11 protein-coding genes are annotated in these 17,114 nt (G+C 74.3%); 5 read left to right on the top strand and 6 right to left on the bottom strand.

The window, feature by feature from the left end:
• Positions 1–22 precede the first annotated feature (22 nt).
• The 3 genes from HFV08_RS10480 to HFV08_RS10470 form a co-directional block, all read right to left on the bottom strand.
• Positions 23–5,125 carry a DNA repair ATPase gene (locus HFV08_RS10480; protein WP_168538156.1) on the bottom strand — a complete coding sequence of 1,701 codons (5,103 nt, stop codon included), beginning with the start codon at positions 5,123–5,125 and terminating at the stop codon, positions 23–25.
• 63 nt (positions 5,126–5,188) lie between these two features.
• Positions 5,189–7,234 carry an SPFH domain-containing protein gene (locus tag HFV08_RS10475; RefSeq protein WP_168538154.1) on the bottom strand — a complete coding sequence of 682 codons (2,046 nt, stop codon included), beginning with the start codon at positions 7,232–7,234 and terminating at the stop codon, positions 5,189–5,191.
• A 135-nt stretch (positions 7,235–7,369) separates the two neighbouring features.
• Positions 7,370–7,981: a hypothetical protein gene (locus HFV08_RS10470; RefSeq protein WP_168538152.1), complete on the bottom strand. Its 612-nt coding sequence runs from the start codon at positions 7,979–7,981 to the stop codon at positions 7,370–7,372.
• A gap of 320 nt (positions 7,982–8,301) precedes the next feature.
• Between HFV08_RS10470 and HFV08_RS10465 the strand changes: the two genes are divergently transcribed.
• The 3 genes from HFV08_RS10465 to HFV08_RS10455 all read left to right on the top strand — a co-directional run bounded on the left by HFV08_RS10465 (position 8,302) and on the right by HFV08_RS10455 (position 11,781).
• On the top strand, positions 8,302–9,312 hold the full coding sequence (locus HFV08_RS10465; protein ID WP_210430160.1) for a PucR family transcriptional regulator: 1,011 nt from the start codon (positions 8,302–8,304) through the stop codon (positions 9,310–9,312).
• A gap of 621 nt (positions 9,313–9,933) precedes the next feature.
• Positions 9,934–11,232 (top strand): ArsB/NhaD family transporter, encoded by a 1,299-nt coding sequence (locus HFV08_RS10460; protein ID WP_168538148.1) that lies wholly within the window; start codon positions 9,934–9,936, stop codon positions 11,230–11,232.
• Positions 11,233–11,475: 243 nt separating this feature from the next.
• Complete coding sequence (locus tag HFV08_RS10455; protein ID WP_168538146.1) at positions 11,476–11,781, top strand: hypothetical protein; 306 nt, start codon at positions 11,476–11,478, stop codon at positions 11,779–11,781.
• 19 nt (positions 11,782–11,800) lie between these two features.
• On the opposite strand, the gene HFV08_RS10450 is transcribed toward HFV08_RS10455, so the two are convergent.
• Both HFV08_RS10450 and HFV08_RS10445 read right to left on the bottom strand, forming a co-directional pair.
• Positions 11,801–12,997: a cation:proton antiporter gene (locus tag HFV08_RS10450; RefSeq protein WP_168538144.1), complete on the bottom strand. Its 1,197-nt coding sequence runs from the start codon at positions 12,995–12,997 to the stop codon at positions 11,801–11,803.
• Between the two features lie 3 nt (positions 12,998–13,000).
• The gene (locus HFV08_RS10445) at positions 13,001–13,486 is read right to left on the bottom strand and encodes a cation:proton antiporter regulatory subunit (RefSeq protein ID WP_168538142.1); all 486 of its coding nucleotides are present in this window, start codon (positions 13,484–13,486) and stop codon (positions 13,001–13,003) included.
• A gap of 359 nt (positions 13,487–13,845) precedes the next feature.
• Between HFV08_RS10445 and HFV08_RS10440 the strand changes: the two genes are divergently transcribed.
• On the top strand, positions 13,846–14,904 hold the full coding sequence (locus HFV08_RS10440; protein WP_168538140.1) for a sensor histidine kinase: 1,059 nt from the start codon (positions 13,846–13,848) through the stop codon (positions 14,902–14,904).
• Between the two features lie 74 nt (positions 14,905–14,978).
• Positions 14,979–15,614, top strand: coding sequence for a response regulator (locus HFV08_RS10435; RefSeq protein ID WP_040257030.1), 636 nt, complete (start codon positions 14,979–14,981; stop codon positions 15,612–15,614).
• Between the two features lie 239 nt (positions 15,615–15,853).
• Here HFV08_RS10435 and HFV08_RS10430 read toward each other — a convergent pair whose 3' ends face one another.
• Positions 15,854–17,095 (bottom strand): FAD-dependent monooxygenase, encoded by a 1,242-nt coding sequence (locus HFV08_RS10430; RefSeq protein WP_168538138.1) that lies wholly within the window; start codon positions 17,093–17,095, stop codon positions 15,854–15,856.
• Between the last annotated feature and the right edge of the window lie 19 nt (positions 17,096–17,114).

The raw sequence follows: 17,114 nt of genomic DNA, 5'->3' as shown, positions 1-17,114 counted from the left end.
GCCGCTCGCCTCCGGTACGGCCTCAGGACCCGTCAACTCCCCCTGTTTCCACCCTCCTTGAGTCGCCGCCGGTCATCGCCCGGCCCAGGACCGACTCGATCGCCCCGAGGCGGTCGGCGAGTCGGTCCAGGGCGGCGACCGCGCGGGCCAGCGGTTCACCCTCCCCGCCTCGGCCGCCCGCCCGCCAGGCGGCGCACAACTCCTCCCAGCGGGCCGCCTGTTCGGGGCTGAGGGTGCCGCGCAGGGCGGCCAGGTGCAGCAGGTTGGCCTCGGCGCCGGTGGTGAGGGTCTGGGCCTCCGCGGTGTAGTGGTCGCCGACGAGGGCGTCGAGTTCGCGGGTGTTCATCACCGGCTGGATGCGCTGGGCGATCCGGTTCATGTTCCGGTACGAGCCCTGGAGTCGGAAGGGCGGCCGGCTCCGGGTCCGGTCGCTCTGCACGGCCGAGGCGAGATAGGCCCCGTTGACTGCGAGGACCGTCTCCCGGGCGCGCAGCAGCAGCCGCAGCACGGCGAGGATCTGCTCCACCTCGGCGGGCGGCAGCGAGAGCGCGGCCCCGTCCGCGAGGGCGTCCACCGCGGCGGGGTCCGCCGGGAGGCCGTCGGCCGCGCTTGTGCCGGGGTCACCGGCGCTCCCCGAGGCCAGTCGCAGCAGCCGGTCCAGCTCCGGGCGGTCGCGTTCGGCGAGCGGGGCGAGGACCGGGTGGGCGGTGAGGGCGTTCTCCACGAAGCTGCGGGCGAAGACCTCCTCCTTGCCGGTGAGGACCTCGCCGAGGTTCCAGACGTCGGCCCGGTTGGCGAGCATGTCGGGGACCTGGAAGCGCGCCCCGGAGGCGGTGTACGGATTGCCGGCCATGCAGACCGCGAACCGCTTGCCGCGCAGGTCGTAGGTGCGCGGCTGCCCGTCCCGTACGCCCTCGATGCGGCGGGTGGCGTCGCACAGCGGGATGAACTTCTCCAGGAACCGCGGGGAGGTGTGCTGGATGTCGTCCAGGTACAGGAGGGTGTTGCTGCCCGCCGCCAGGGCGAAGTTGATCTTCTCGACCTCCTGGCGGGCCGCCGCGCCCGGTGCCTCGGCCGGGTCGAGGGAGGTGACCGCGTCGCCGAGGGCGGGGCCGCTGATACGCACCAGAACCAGGCCGAGGCGTTCGGCGACGTACTCCAGCAAGGTGGTCTTGCCGTAGCCGGGCGGGGAGACCAGCATCAGCAGGCCGCCGGTGCCCGCGCCGCCGCTGCCGTCCACCGTGCCGAGCTGTTTGGCGAGGCCGTCGCCGATCAGCGGGAGGTAGACCTCGTCGACCAGGCGGCCGCGGACGAAGGTGGAGAGCACCCGCGGGCGGAACTCGCCGAGGCGGAGCTTCTCCCTTTCCCTGGCCACGAGTTGGGTGCGGCGGCGCTGATAGGCGCGGTACTCCGGGACCTCGCGGGCCGTGAACTCGCCCACCCGGGCCAGGAGTTCGTCGAGACGCAGGGGCAAGGCGCCCTCGTCGACGCGGGGATGGGCGCCGCGCAGCCCGGTCACCGTCTCGGTGAGCGGGGCCTCGCCGGGGTGCCGGACCAGCTCCGGGCAGAGTTCGGCGGCCACCGCCTCGGCGAGGTCGCCGGGGTCGAGATCCTCGCCGCTGCTGTGCACCCAGGCAAAGAGCCAGGCCTCGACCAGCTGGTGACGGTCCGTCAGTCTGTCGAGCGCGGCCAGGTCCTCCTCGTAGGCCGGGGTGCCGAGGCCGCGCCGGAACTTCTCCAGGAGGGTGCGGGCCCGGGCGCTGAGCACGAAGCCCTCCGGTCCGCCGGTCAGCTCCTCGAAGAGGTACGCGGCGGCCCGCGCGGCACCGTCGCCCGCCCCGCCGTCCGGGGCCGCGGCCCCCTCGTCCTCCCCCGCGCGGATCGCCGCGGTGAGTTCGGCGCGGAAGGCGTCGAGGGCCGGGCCGGGGCCGAAGGCCTCCCGGGCGCGGGCCAGCGAGCGGGCGCGGCGGGTGAGGTCCGCGCGTGCGGCGGGTGTGGTCCGGTGCGCCCAGTGCAGCTGGGCGCGGGCGCGGGCGGCGGGTTCGTGGCGCAGCACCCCCGCCTGCTCGTGCAGCCGCAGCAGGGCGGCGAGGATCAGGGCCGCGTCGTGGTCGTGGACCCCGCGCGCATAGCCCTCGTCGTAGGCCTCCTCGGCGGCGGCGCGGACGAGCCCGGGCAGGTCGGCGGCGGCCAGTGCGGCGGGGCCGTGGGTCTCGAAGAGGCGTACCGCGAGGTATTCGGCGCGGTAGACGGCCGGTGACTCGGAGGGCAGCGGGCGGTCCCACAGGTGCCGGGTGGCGAGGAAGTCCGGGTCGGTGACGGGGGCGGTCCAGTCGGTGCCGGTGAGGCTGAGCACCAGGCCCTCCTCCCGCGGCACCAGGGTCAGGTCGAGCGGCTGGGAGTTGACCGCGAACAGGTGCCTGCCCAGGCGGACTTGGGCACCACCGGCGGCGCCCAGGTCACCGCGGTCGCGGACCGCGCGCAGGGCGGCCCGGCGGGCGGACTCCAGCTGCCCGTCGAGTTCCTGGGCGCGGGCCTGCTCGCCCAGCTCGCGCAGTTCGGCGGCGGTGCGGCGGACCTTGGCGGCCATCGGGTCGGAGACGAACCAGGTGGCCACCTCCTCGGGGCCCTTGAGCGCCGAGGCGCGGCGGCCCACGGTCTCCAGGACCCGCGCCGCGCTCTGGGCGAGCCGGGCGGCGTGCCGGGCGCGGGCGTCGGCGAGGCTCTGCTTGCGGGCGGAGAAGGCTTCGTGGATCTCGGTGCGTTTGGCGTCGAGTTCGGTGAGGAAGTCCGCGGAGGAGGTGAAGCGGGACTCCAGGTTCTCCACGTGCAGGAGCATCCCGGCGAGCTGCCGCTCGCAGTCCTCGGGGGTGTGCGCGGTGGCGAGCGCGGCCGTCACCGACTGCCCGAGCAGGGCGAACTCGGCGGCGAACTCCGCCCGTTGCTCGGTGCTGCCGAGGGCGCGGCGGCGGGCGTCGAGGGCGGCCCGGCCGCGGTTGACCCCCGCGGAGACCTCCGCGAGGCGCTCCAGGACGGCGGTGCGCACGGTGGCGTCGGAGGTGCCCAGGGAGGCGAGGACCTCGGTGACCGTCTGCAGCCCGGCGGTGAGTGCGTCGAGGCGGGTGGCGAGCGGCTCGGTGGCGGCGACGGTGGCCGCCGCCGCGATCTCCCCGTCCAGGGCGGCGAGTTCGGCGTGCGCGGAGGCGAAGGCGTCGGCGCGGGCGAGGGAGGCGGTGGCGCGGCGGCCGAATCCGGCGAGGTCCTCCTCGGTGCGGGCGTCGAGGGCGGCGATGCGCGCGCGGTCGGCGTAGCGCAGGTCCTTCAGGGTCAGCAGGCGGCCGCGGGCGCGGCGCAGCGCGGTCAGCCCGTCGACCCAGGCGGTGGCCTCCCGCGGGCTCTCGCCGCGCAGCCGCCGGACCACCGCGGTGATCTCCCGCTCGGTCCCGGCGAGCTCCTCGGCTGCCTGCCGGGTCAGCTCGCGTACGGTCGCGAACTCGGCGAGCACCTGCCCGGCGGTGACCCGCAGCCGCTCCAAGGGCTCGGCGAGCGCGCCGAGTTCGGGCTCGGCCAGCCAGTGGTGGCGGTCCGCGGCGGCGGTGCAGTCGGCGGCCAGCGCCTCGTAGCCGGAGGCCGTGCCCGAGGACTCCGCGACGGCGCGGGTCAGCGAGAGGCAGTCGGCGATACCGGACACCAGGTCGGCGTTGCCGATCCGGGCGAGCGGTCCCGAGCCCGCGGGCCGGGCGGCGGCGAAGGTGTCCGCGACGAAGGGCGTGCGCCACAGCTGCACCGGGTGGACGCGGGCGCCCTCCTCGCCCGCGGCCCGCGAGGTGACCAGGGTGCCGTCGTCGAAGAGGGCGTGGCCGTGGCACTCCAGCGGGGTGGCGAGCTGCTTGCGGATGAGGTTGTAGGGCAGCAGGAGTTCGCGGCCGCGCTCCTCGTCGCGGAAGACGTAGAGCACGTCCTCGCCGTAGGGGGAGCGCACCAGGCGGACGAAGCGGAGGTCGCCGGTGCCGGTGCCGAAGACCTTGTGCGCGCCGGTGGCCGGCACATATCCGCCGGGGAAGACGATGCCCTGGTCCTCGGGCAGGCGGCGGCAGGACTGGCCGATCCCGTCGAGGCGCAGCACCTCGCCGGTGAGGGTGTGGAAGACCAGGTGGCGGTCGGCACGCTCCTTGTAGGGGCGCACCCTGAGGAGCAGCAGGACACCGACGCGGGCGTAGGCGATCTCGGCGTCGGCGAGCGACTGGAGCGGCTCCTCGACCGGCTCGCTGTACTCGGCCCGCTGGTCGGTGGTGTCGTCGCGGGTCTTGACGGTGAGCAGGCCGCCGGTGGTGCCGACCCAGACCAGGTCCTCGACGCCGATGTGCGGGTGGCGGCCGGGCACATGGTGCTCGCGGCCGGGCACCTGCCAGGTGAAGTCGTAGGGCTCGGCGGGGAGTCGGTCGCGCTCGCCCTGGGCGTCCAGGAAGGAGGCCTCGCCCGCGGCGGTGAGCGACCAGCGCAGCACCCGGACATCGCCCGCCGCCTCGCCGGTGCGGAAGACCGCGAGCAGCCTGCCCTCGGTGCGCACCAGGCGCAGCAGCCGGGTGCCCCGGAAGTAGCGGTGCAGGGCCGCGAACTCCCGTACGAAGGCGGGGTCGTCGAGGAGTCCGGGCACCGCCGAGGCGGGCAGCGGCGCCAACTGCCGGTCGTAGAGGGCGAAGACGTCGCCGGGGACCGCGTCGCCGCCGCCGCGCCGGGCGCCGTGGTGGCCGAGCAGCAGGGCCCCGCCGACCGCCACCAGATCGGCGGGGGCGCAGTTCTCCGGGGTGCGCAGGTCGCCGGTGCCGGTCAGGGCGAGCCGGGTCTCGCCGAACTCGGCGGTCCGGCGCTCGTTCAACTCCTCGGCGCGGCGCGCGAGTTCGGCGGCCTCCGCGTCGAGGCGGGCGCGCAGCACCTCGTAGGCGCCGGTGTCCTCGCCGGGGGCCGGGCCCGCGCCGGGTGCGGGGGGCGCCGCCGTACCCGCGCCCGTACCCGCGTCTGCGCCCGTACCCGTACCCGCGCCCGCTTCCGTATCCGTACCGGGTCGCGTACCGGTGTCCGCCTGCCTGCCGGTGTCCGTGGCGGGTTCCGTGCCCCGTGCCATCCTGGCCAGCCTTCCTTCGTCTCGGGGAGCCCGGGCCGCCCCCGTGGCGGCCCGGGCAGGGGGTCAGGTCCGCACCGTGCCGCCGACTTCGCCGATGGGCATGTCCGCGAGGCCCAACTCACCCGCGCGCTGGAGGAGTTGGTCCAGCCGTCCGGAGTCGGCGCCGCCGGACTTCAGCAGCTTCAGCAGGAGCGCGGAGACCGTCATGTTCTGCACATCGGCGGTGGAGACGCCGCTGAGGACGCGGCCGAGGTCCTCGGTGAAGCTGGCGGTGCCGTCCAGCCAGGGGCCCGCGAGGGTCCGCGCGGTCCGGGAGCTGTCGAGGAAGGCGTCCACGCCCTTGCCGAGCGAGACCGAGCCGACCAGGCGGTCGAAGAAGACCGACTCGCCGCCGACGATGCTGATGTCGGCGTTCTCCAGACCGGTCGAGAGCACCGCGGCCTGCGCCTCGGCGACCTGCCGCTGGGCGTCGAGACCGGCGAGCCGGACCTCCTTGTCGGCCTCCAGGCGCAGCCGGTACTCCTCGTGCCCGCGGGAGGCCTCGTCGAGGGCGGCCATCGCCGCGGCCTTCTCGGTGAGTCCGGCCGCCTCCGCCTTGAGTTTGCTGCTGACCCCCTCGGCCTCGGCGAGCGCCCGGCTGCGCGCCCCCTCGGCCTCCGCGCGCAGCCGCGCCTCGGTGGCCCGGGCCTCGGCCTCGCCGGTCTTGGCGATGGCGTCCGCCTCCTTCTCGCGCACCTGCACCCGCGCGAGGCCCTCGGCGGCGGACTCGGCCTGGACGCCCTCGGCGAGCCGCAGCTTGGCCCGGGCGTCGAGGTCGGAGGACTTCAACCGGGCCTCGGCCAGGGTGAGTTCCTCGGCGGCGCGGTGGGCGGCCGCCTGCTCCGCCGCTTCCGCCGCCTTGATGTCCTTGACCAGCCGCTCCTGCGCCTCGGCCTCGGCGGCGATGACGACCGCCTGCCGCTGCCGCTCGGCCTCCTCCACGGCCCGCAGCTTCTTGATGGACTCCTCCTGCTCGGCGACCGTGCGGTCCACGGCCACCCGCTCCCGTACCACCTCGGCGATCTCCCGCTTCTGCGCCTCGACCTCCTTCTCGGCGGAGATCCGGGTCAGTTCGGTCTCCCGGTCGCGGGCGATGACCTCCAGGACGCGGTCCTTCTCGATCCGCTCGTTCTCCACCGCGATGACCCGCTCGCGGTTCTTCGCGGCGACGGCCACCTCGCGGGCCTGGTTCTCGCGCTGCACGCCGAGCTGCTCCTCGGTGTGCAGGAAGGCGGTCTGCGCGCGCAGCCGCTCCTCCTCGACGACGCGGGCGGTCTCGGCCTCCTCGCGGGCCCGTACGGTGTCGATCTCGCGCTTCTGCTTGATCTCGGCGTCGGCCTGGCGGCGTTCGAGTTCGAGGATGGCCTCCCGGGCGTCGACGTTCTGCCGGGTGATCTCCTTTTCCTCGTTGCGCTGGTACTCGTTGGTGCGCACATGCTCGACCGCGGTCAGCTCGGTGATCTTGCGGATGCCCTGCGCGTCCAGGACGTTGGAGGGGTCCAGCTGGGCGAGCGGGGTCTGCTCCAGGTAGTCGATCGCCGCGTCCTCCAGGCTGTAGCCGTTGAGGTCGGTGCCGATGACCTGGATGATGCGGTCGCGCAGCTCGTCGCGCTTGGTGTAGAGGTCGGAGAAGTCCATCTGCTTGCCGACCGTCTTCAGCGCCTCGGAGAACTTGGCGTTGAACAGCTCCTGCAGGATGGCCTTGTCGCTGGCCCGCGCGGTGCCGATGGCCTGCGCCACCTTCACCACGTCCTCCACGGTCTTGTTGACCCGGACGAAGAAGGAGATGCGGATGTCGGCGCGGATGTTGTCCCGGCAGATCAGCCCGTCCCGGCCGCTGCGGGTGATGTCGATGGTCTTCACCGAGATGTCCATCACCTCGGCCTTGTGCAGCACCGGCAGCACGACCTGCCCGGTGAAGGTCACATCGACCTTGCGCATCTTGGAGACGATCAGCGCCTTGCCCTGCTCCACCTTGCGGAACAGTCTGCTGACGACGAGGAAGACGGCGAGGGCGAGGAACAGGACGACGGCGGCGAGTACGCCGATGCCCAGGGTGAGCGCATCCATGGCGGGTCCTTGGTTCGGAGCGGTGACGGACATGGGCGGCCGCGCGGCGGACGCGGCCCCGGACACCCCCCGTGGGAGCCCGTGCCCTGCGCCCCCGCGGACCCGGGGGAGTGCGGTGCCGGCGGCCGGCGCCGCTCAGTCCCGGGGGTCGAGCGCCTCCTCGAAGGAGGCGACCCAGAAGAACTCCCCGGTGGAGTCGTAGGCGTACAGCAGCCCGGTGCTGCCCAGGCGCAGCGGGTCGGTGCCCGTCTGCCGGACCTGGACGAGAGCGGTGGAGCCGTCCGCGGCGGCGACCTCCGCCTGGCCGAAGGCGCCGTCCACCCGGCCGGTGCGGATGGTGCAGGTCCGGCCGAGGAAGTCCTGCCGGGACGGCCCGGGTTCGTCGGGGAAGAGCCGGGCGAAGGGGCGCACCAGCAGCCGCGTCAGCCGCCAGGCGAGGAGCAGTGCCAGTACGGAGGCGAGGAGTTCGCCGAGCAGCCGTACGGTGCCCGCCCCGGCCGGTACCGCGTCCGCGATCAGCAGCGAGGAGGCCAGGCTCAGGAACCAGGCCAGCGCGGTCAGCAGCGAGAAGGCGATGCTGACCGGCACCCCGCCGAGGCCCCAGGCCCCGAAGTCGGCGTCCGCGTCGAAGCTCTCGGCCTCGCCGACGCCGACGGCCACCAGGACCCAGAAGACGAGCACCACCACCAGGGCGGCGGTGAACAGGATGGTCGGAAAGCCCGCGGCGGTCTCGACGAACGTCCGCATCCCAGCCCCCGGTCCTCTCCCGCGCCTCCGGTCAGGAGGGCAGGAGGCATCTCCGGGCCCCGGTACGGACACCTTGCCGGTGTCCGGAACCGGAGCCGCCCCCGTGTGTTCCCCTGGCATCATTGTGCCCGGCTTCGCAGGGCCCCCGCATTGCCGGAACCCGGCAGAGTTCACTACGCTCCGGGTGCCGGGTCACCGTAAAGAGAGCGTTAAGAGGCGCGTTAACAGGCCGTCAAGATCGGGGAGTTGGGCGTGACAGCGAGGGGGCAGACGTGATCGGGGCGGAACTGCCCGCCGACTGGCTGGACGGCTGCACCCGGATGCTCGCCGAGGTCGCCGCCACCGGCCGCCGCCCGCGCCGCGAGGAGCTGGACGCGCGCCGCGCCCTCGGCGAACTCGCCGCCGCCTCCGGGCTCGGGCTGCGCGCCATGGTCTCCAGCCACCTCGCCGCGGCCCGCACCGACTGGCCCGGCGTCCCCGGCTCCGCGGACCGCGTCCTCGCCGCCCTCCAGCAGGCGGTGGACGCCTTCGCCGAGGGGTACGAGCGGGCCCAGCGGCTCGCGGTGCGGCGCGAGGAGGCGGTGCGCCGCGAGTTCATCGACGACCTGCTGCACGGCCGCAGCGACCTCGGCCGGCTCGCCGCCCGCGCCGAACGCTTCGGCCTGCGCCTCGCCCAGGCGCACGCCGTCGCCGTCGCCCAGGGACCGGAGTTCTACGACGAGGGGGACTCGGTCGCCCGCCAGGTGGAGCAGGCGCTCCTCGGGCGCTTCGGCGGCCGGTCCGTGCTGCTCACCACCAAGGAGGGGCGGCTGCTCTGCGTCGCCCCCGGCGACCAGGAGGAGATCCTCAGCCACTTCGCCAAGCAGGCCTACGCCGCCACCGACGGCTGCCAGGTCGCCCTCGGCCGCCCCCAGTCCGGCGCGGGCGGCGTCATGCACTCCTACGAGGAGGCGCTGAGCGTCCTCGAACTCGCCCAGCGCCTCGACCTCGACGACCCCGTGCTGCGCGCCGCCGACCTGCTCGTCTACCCGGTCCTCGGCCGCGACCGGCAGGCCATGGCCGACCTGGTGCGCAACGTCCTCGGCCCGCTCGCCTCGGCCCGCGGCGGCGCCCGGCCCCATCTGGACACCCTCACCGTCTACTTCGACTCCGGCTGCGTCAGCGCCGAGGCCGCCCGCCGCCTCTCGCTGAGCGTGCGCGCCCTGACGTACCGCCTCGAACGCATCCACCGCCTCACCGGAGCCAGCCCCGCCGACCCGGCCCAGCGCTACATGCTCCAGACCGCGGTGATCGGCGCCCGCCTCCTGGACTGGCCCGCGACCGAGCTGTGAACGGCGGCCGGGGCGGGCTGCGGCCGGTGCCGGTCCCTTCGCCTGTCCCGCTCCCGTTCCTGGTCCCGCGATCCGGCGATCCCGGCGGAAATGGGTGCTGGGCCCGATGCGGGAGAAACCGGACATGGGGGAGAGTGGTGTTCCGGTGGAGGACTCTCCGCCGCGCCCCGGGATCCGTGGCGCGGCGCGCTTGCTCGCGGGGCCCATCCGCCCCGGGCGCACCGCCTGAGGTGCGCGTCCACCGGGAGCGGAAACCGTCCGGCGCGAGGGGCCTCCGTGGCCTTCCGCGCCCCGGTCTCCCGCGCGGCAACCGCCCGGTCCACCCGATCCCTTCGCTCCGCCCCGGCCGGCCTCCCGCCCGGCCGACCAGCCGTACAGCCGACCGCCGCACCGCCGCAGAGCGCTCGACCGGTCCGCCGCCCGCGGACCCCCGCCCGCCGCGCGGCCATGCGGCCGTGCCCGCCTCCGCCGGGGCGGCCCGCCTCCGCCGGGGCGGCCCGCTCCCGCCGGGGCGGCGCCGACCGCCTTCGGCGCGAGGGCTGTCGCGGGGAGCGAGGAGACCGACGCCGCCGCCCGACGCCGACGAGCCGACGAGCCGACGAGCCGACGAGAGGGGACGACGTGAGTGTCACCGCCGTGCTGGCGGTGGCGGTGTTCGCCGCCGTGTACGTCCTGATCGCCACCGAACGCGTCCACCGGGTCACCGCCGCCCTCGGTGGTGCCGTCGTCATGCTGGTCATCGGCGCCACCGAACCCGACCACGCCTTCTTCTCCCGGCACTCCGGCATCGACTGGAGCGTCCTGGTCCTGCTGGCCGGGATGATGCTCATCGTCTCGGTGCTCCGGCGCACCGGCGCCTTCGAGTGCGTCGCGGTCTGGGCGGCGAAACGCTCAGGGGGCCGCCCGTACCGGCTGATGGTCCTGCTGATCCTCGCCACCGCCGTGCTCTCGCCCTGGCTGGACAACGTCACCACGGTGCTGCTCATCGCGCCGGTCACCATCTCCGTCTGCGAACGGCTCGGGGTGCCGGTGGTGCCGTACCTCATCGCGGAGGTGATGGCCTGCAACATCGGTGGCGCGGCCACGCTGATCGGGGATCCGCCCAATCTGATGATCGGGGCGCGGGCGGGCCTGAACTTCAACGACTTCCTGCTGCACATGACGCCGGTGGTCGCGGTGCTGATCCTGGTGCTGCTCGGCCTGAGCCGCCTGCTCTTCCGCTCCGCCTTCCGCCACGACCCCGAACGCGCCGACCGGGTCACGCATCTGCGGGCCCGCGACGAGATCAAGGATGTGCGGCTGCTGGTGGTCAGCCTGGTGGTGATCGGCGCGGTGATGGTCTGCTTCGTGCTGCACACCACCCTGCACCTGGAGCCCTCGGTGGTGGCGATCACCGGCGGTCTGGCGCTGCTCGTCCTGTCCCGGCTGAACACCCGGGAGGTCGTCGGGGACGTGGACTGGGAGACGCTCGCCTTCTTCGCCGGGCTCTTCGTGATGGTCGGCGCGCTGGTGCAGACCGGGATCATCGGCGACCTCGGCCGCTCGGCGGCGAGCGCCGCGGACGGCCGGCTGCTGCCCACCTCGATGGCGCTGCTCTTCGGCTCGGTGATCCCCTCGGCGGTCATCGACAACATCCCCTTCGTCGCCTCCACCAGCCCGATCGTCGCCGAGGTCGTCGCCTCCTCCGGCGGCCGCGAGGAGGCCGGAATGCTCTGGTGGTCCTTCGCCCTCGGCGCCGACCTCGGCGGCAACGCCACGATCATCGCCTCCTCGGCGAACGTCGTCGCCGTCGGCATCGCCGAACGCAGCGGCCACCACATCTCCTTCTGGCAGTTCAGCCGCTACGGCCTGGTCGTCACCGCGGTCAGCGTCCTGGTCGCCGCCCTCTACGTCTGGCTGCGCTACTTCGCCCTCGCCTGAGAGCGGCAGCCCACCGGGAAAGGAGCCAGCCGCGGAAAGGAGCCCTCGGGAAAGGAGCCAGCCGGGGAAAGCAGACCGCCGAGCCGAAGGGAGCCCGCCGGACCGCAAGGAGACCGCCGAGCCGAACGGAGACCACCGATCCGAACGGAGACCGCCGATCCGCCAGGAGGCCGCCCGGCCCGCGAGAGCCCGCCGGGCCGCACCGCCCAGGAGCCCGCCCTCGCCCGTGCCGAAGGAGGCGTCATGCCCCACCCGTACGAAGACGAGCCCCCCACGGACCGCCCCCGCATCCCGCACGCCCGGGCGCCGCAGGACCACCCCCGCGCCCGGCACCCCCGCGACGGTCACCCCCGCGGCGGACACCCCAGTGGACCGGTGCGCGGCCGGGTCCCGGCCTGGCTGACGCTGGCCGCCTCCCTCGCCGCGCTGCTCTCGGGCGCGCTGCACGGGCAGGGCCTGCTGCTCGCCACCGGCCTGGTCCTCGCCGGGATCGCCGCGAACCTCTTCGATCCGCCCCGCAAGAGGCCGCCGGGGCCGCCGAGTTGGTGAGTCCGCGGGGCCCGGGCGGTCAGCGGGCCGCGCCCGCCTTCTCCGCGGGGATCTCGGGGCGCCGGCCCGCCGTCAGCCGGGTGGCCAGCGGCTCGGTCCAGCGGGCGGTGAGCGGGCCGATGACGACGAGCAGGAGCACGTACGCGGTGGCCATCGGACCCATGTCCGGCTCGATGCCCGCCGAGACGGCGAGCCCGGCGATCACGATGGAGAACTCCCCGCGGGCCACCAGGGTGCCGCCCGCCCGCCAGCGTCCGCGCGGCCCGACCCCGGCGCGCTTCGCCGCCCAGTAGCCGGTGGCGATCTTCGTACCGGCGGTGGCGAGGGCGAGGACCAGGGCGGGCAGGAGGACCGGCGGGATGCTCGCCGGATCGGTGTGCAGCCCGAAGAAGACGAAGAACACCGCGGCGAACAGGTCCCGCAGCGGGCTGAGCAGGGTGTGGGTGCCCTCGGCCGCCTCGCCGGAGAGCGCGATGCCGACCAGGAAGGCGCCGACCGCCGCCGAGACCTGGAGCTTCTGCGCGATGCCCGCGACAAGCAGGGTCAGGCCGAGCACCACCAGGAGCAGCTTCTCCGGGTCGTCGCTGGAGACGAAACGGGAGATCACCCGGCCGTAGCGGATGGCGACGAAGAGCACCGCGCCCGCCACCCCGAGCGCGATCGCCAGGGTCAGGCTGCCCGCGGCCAGGCTCACCCCGGCGAGCAGGGCGGTGATGATCGGCAGGTAGACCGCCATCGCCAGGTCCTCCAGGACCAGGATGCTGAGGATCACCGGGGTCTCCCGGTTGCCGACCCGGCCGAGGTCGCCGAGCACCTTCGCGATCACCCCGGAGGAGGAGATCCAGGTGACCCCGGCGAGCACCACGGCGGCCACCGGGCCCCAGCCGAGCAGCAGGGCCGCGGCGGCGCCGGGCAGCGCGTTGAGCGCGAAGTCGACGATCCCGGCCGGGTACTGCGTCTTGAGGTTGGAGACCAGATCGCTCGCCGTGTACTCCAGGCCCAGCATGAGCAGCAGCAGGATCACGCCGATCTCGGCGCCGATCGCGACGAACTCCTCACTCGCGCCCAGCGGCAGCAGCCCGCCCTCCCCGAAGGCGAGCCCGGCGAGCAGATACAGCGGGATCGGGGAGAACTGGAGCCGGCCCGCGAGCCTGCCGAGCAGGCCGAGCCCCAGGATGATCGCGCCGAATTCGATGAGAAAGACCGCGGAGTGCACGGCTCACTCCTGTCCGAGGATGGCCGCGGCGGCATCGACGCCCTCACGGGTGCCGATGATGATCAGGGTGTCCCCGCCCGCGAGCCGGAAGTCGGGGGCGGGCGAGGGCACCGCGCCGGAGCGCCGCATCACCGCGACCACCGAGGCCCCCGTCTCGGTGCGCAGCCGCAGGTCACCGAGGACGCGGCCGTTCCACATCGAGTGCACCGACACGTCGATCCGCTCCGCGACCAGGCCGAGGTCGGTGGTGTGCAGCACGCTCGGGCTGTGGTGGGAGGGCGTCAGCGCGTCGATCAGCGAGCCCGACTCGGCCGCCGTCAGATGGAGCGACTGGGCGCAGGCGTCGGGATCGTCGGTGCGGTAGACGTTCACCGTCCGGGTGCCGTCCCGGTGCGCGATCACCGACAGGTGGCCGCGCTCGCGCGTCGTGAGGTCGTACTGGACACCGATGCCGGGCAGGGGCGTGGTGCGCATCCGGGGAGCGGGCACGGCCCGTCCCTCCTTCGTCTCGTCTCGGGTGTACGGGGTTCAGCTGGGCCGGGGTGGCCCCGGCCGCCGGGAGCGGTCCATGGGGCACCTCGCTGACCAGCCAGAACCTCTGCATGGTGCCATCCGCGGCGGGGCCTTGGGGATGGGTGCCGGCACGGATGGACAGGGCCGGGCCCCGGCGGGCACGGTGAACGGGCCCCAGTGTGCGTCCCGGCCGCTCGGCCCGCGTTTGCGTCCCGGGGCACGGCGGCGAGGATGGGAGACCGGGCGGCACCGACCCGGCGGGGGCGGCCCCGGCTCCACCAGATCAGGAAGACGGCGCGGACCCCGGCGGTGCGGCCAGGACGGAGGACGACGCCATGTCGCTGTTCTGGCGGATCTTCCTGCTGAACGCCGCCGTGCTGATCACGGCCACCCTGCTGCTGCTCGGCCCGGTGACTGTCTCCACCCCGGTGCTCCTCGGCGAGGCCCTGGTGGTGCTCGCCGGTCTGGTCGCCATGCTGCTCGCCAACGGGCTGCTGCTGCGCATCGGCCTCGCCCCGCTGGCCCGGCTCAACCGCGCCATGACCACCGCCGACCTGCTGCGCCCCGGCGCCCGCCCCACCGTCACCGGCACCGGCGAGATGGCCCAGCTCACCGCCGCCTTCAACGCGATGCTCGACCGCCTGGAGAGCGAACGCGCCGCCAGCAGCGCCCGGGTCCTCTCCGCCCAGGAGGACGAGCGCAAGCGCCTGGCCCAGGAGCTGCACGACGAGGTCGGCCAGACCCTGACCGCGGTCCTGCTCCAGCTCAAGCACGCCGCCGACCGCGCGCCGGAACCCGTACAGCAGGAGCTGCGGCAGGTGCAGGAGACCACCCGGGCGGGCCTGGAGGAGATCCGCCGGATCGCGCGGCGGCTGCGCCCGGGCATCCTGGAGGAACTCGGCCTGGCCAGCGCCCTGCGCGCGCTCACCGACGAGTTCGGCACCCGCGCGCTCGCGGTACGCCACCACATCGCCCCCGGACTGCCCCGCCTGGACGCGGAGAGCGAACTGGTCGTCTACCGGGTCGCGCAGGAGGGGCTGACCAACACCGCCCGCCACTCGGGCGCCGACCACGTCGGCCTGGAGCTGCGCCACGGTCCCGGGGAGAGCGTGGAACTCCTGGTCCGCGACAACGGCAAGGGCATCGGCCCCGCCGCGGAGGGCGCCGGCATCCGCGGCATGCGCGAACGCGCCCTGCTGATCGGCGCCACCCTCACCCTCGCCCCCGCGCCCGGCGGCGGCACCGAACTGGGGCTGCGGGTCCGGCCCGCGGGGCCGGGGGCGGCGGCGTGCGGTGCGGCCGGCTCCGGCGCGGCCGGTTCCGGTGCGGCCGGCTCCGAGCCCGAGTCCTCCTCTCCCGACCGCCCGTCTTCCGACAAGGAGAAGCCCTGGTGAACCGGCCGTCCGTTCCGGCGCCCGCACCGGATGCCGCCGCGCCCACCGGCCGCGGCGGCCCGGCGCGTACCCGCATCCTGCTCGCCGACGACCACGCCCTGGTGCGCGGCGGCGTCCGGCTGATCCTCGACAACGAACCGGACCTGGAGGTCGTCGCCGAGGCCGAGGACGGGGCCGAGGCGGTGGCCGAGGCGCGCGCCCGGCATCTGGACCTGGCGATCCTGGACATCGCGATGCCGCGGATGACCGGCCTCCAGGCGGCCCGCGAACTCAGCCGCATCCGGCCCCAGCTGCGGATCCTCATCCTGACGATGTACGACAACGAGCAGTTCTTCTTCGAGGCGCTCAGGGCCGGTGCCTGCGGCTACGTCCCCAAGTCGGTGGCCGACCGCGACCTGGTCCAGGCCTGCCGCTCGGCCATGCGCGACGAGCCCTTCATCTACCCGGGCACCGAGACCGCCCTGATCCGCCGCTACCTGGACCGGGCGGAGGCGGGCCGCGCGCTGCCCGACAAGGCGATCACCGACCGCGAGGAGGAGATCCTCAAGCTCGTCGCCGAGGGCCACACCTCCAAGGAGATCGGCGAGATCCTCGTCATCAGCGCCAAGACGGTCGAGCGCCACCGCGCCAACCTGCTCCAGAAACTCGGCCTCCGCGACCGCCTCGAACTCACCCGCTACGCGATCCGGGTGGGCCTCATCGAACCCTGAGCGGTACGGGGGCGGGCCCGGCCTGAGGCGAAGACACCCCTAGGGCCTTTCGTTTGGATCAGGCTGGGCTCGCGGGGGCTGGCACGCACATCTGCGGCGTTGTCGTCAGTTTTCCCCAAACTCTCAACTGCGTTCGAGCAGGGGAGGCCCCAATCGCTCCGCGTCGACGCCCTCCTCCGCCTTGCAGCTGCACGCACCAGCCCCCGCTCCCTGATCCAGCACGATCCGAACGAAAGGCCCTAGCTCCGCCCCGACCGCGCCCGCCCGCCGTGTAGGGCCCGGGCCACCCGGGGCCCCAGCCAGCGCTTGGCGCGGCGCAGCGACTCCAGCTGCTCCACGGCGTGGTCCAGGCGGTAGTACAGCCGCGGCGGCAGGTAGGGGAGCAGCGGGGAGTGCCGCTGACCGAGCAGGGCGAACATCTGCTCCGGCGGCAGCTGGGTGTACCGCGGCAGGTCCTCGTACCAGCGGGCGCTGTGCCGGGCCGCGCTCTGGGTGGGCAGCAGGGCGGACCTGCGCTCGCGCTCGTAGCGGGTGAAGGCGGCGGTGAGCTGGTCCCGTGTTGTGGCGCCGCCGAGGGCGGTGGCCAGGCCGACCGCGTCCTCCAGGGCGAGGGTGGTGCCCGCGCCGATGGAGTAGTGGGTGGTGTGCGCGGCGTCGCCGAGCAGGACCAGGCGGCCGCGGTGCCAGGTGCGGTTGGTGAGGGTGCGGAAGTTCAGCCACTGGGCGCGGTCGTCGGGCTGGGCGCGGCCGATGAGCGGGTGCCCGTCCAGCGGTTCGGCGAACAGCTTCTCCAGGAGGACCAGGCCCTCGGACTCGCCCGCGCGGTCCAGGCCGAGCCCCGACCAGGTCTCGGGCGCGCACTCCACCACGAAGGTGCTCTGCTCCTCGCTGAACTTGTAGCCGTAGCACCAGATCCAGCCGTGCTCGCTCTCCACGAAGGCGAAGGTGAAGGCGTCGAAGACCTTGGTGGTGCCCAGCCAGATGTACTTGTTGCGGCCGAGCACGGTCGCCGAGCCGAAGTGCGCCTCGTGCGGGCGGCGCAGCGCACTGCCCACCCCGTCGGCGGCGACAAGGAGATCGGCCCCGTCGAGCAGCTCCTCCCCGGCGTCCTCCCCCGCTCCGGCCTCCTGCCCGAACTCCAGCCGTACGCCGAGGGATTCGGCCCGCCCGGCGAGGATGCCGAGCAGCCGCCGCCGCCCGATGCCGAAGCCCTCGTCGCCCCGGTGGCGGACGGTGGTGCCGTGCAGATGGGCGAGCCCGTCGCTCCAGCGCACCGAGTGCTGCAGGATCTGCCGCGCGGTCTCCGGGTCGCCGCGGTGCAGCACGTCGAGCAGCGAGGCCCAGTAGGTCACGCCCCAGCCGTAGGTGGAACCGGCCGGATTCCGCTCGTACACGGTGATCTCGTGCGAGGGGTCCTGCTGCTTCAGCAGGACGGAGAGATACAGCCCGGCGGGGCCGCCGCCCACACAGGTGACCTTCATGCGTGCGCCCTTCGATGCT

It is taken from the genome of Streptomyces physcomitrii, from assembly GCF_012273655.1.
Taxonomy (GTDB): Bacteria; Actinomycetota; Actinomycetes; order Streptomycetales; family Streptomycetaceae; genus Streptomyces; species Streptomyces physcomitrii.
This window is presented reverse-complemented; position numbering and strand designations above follow the sequence as displayed.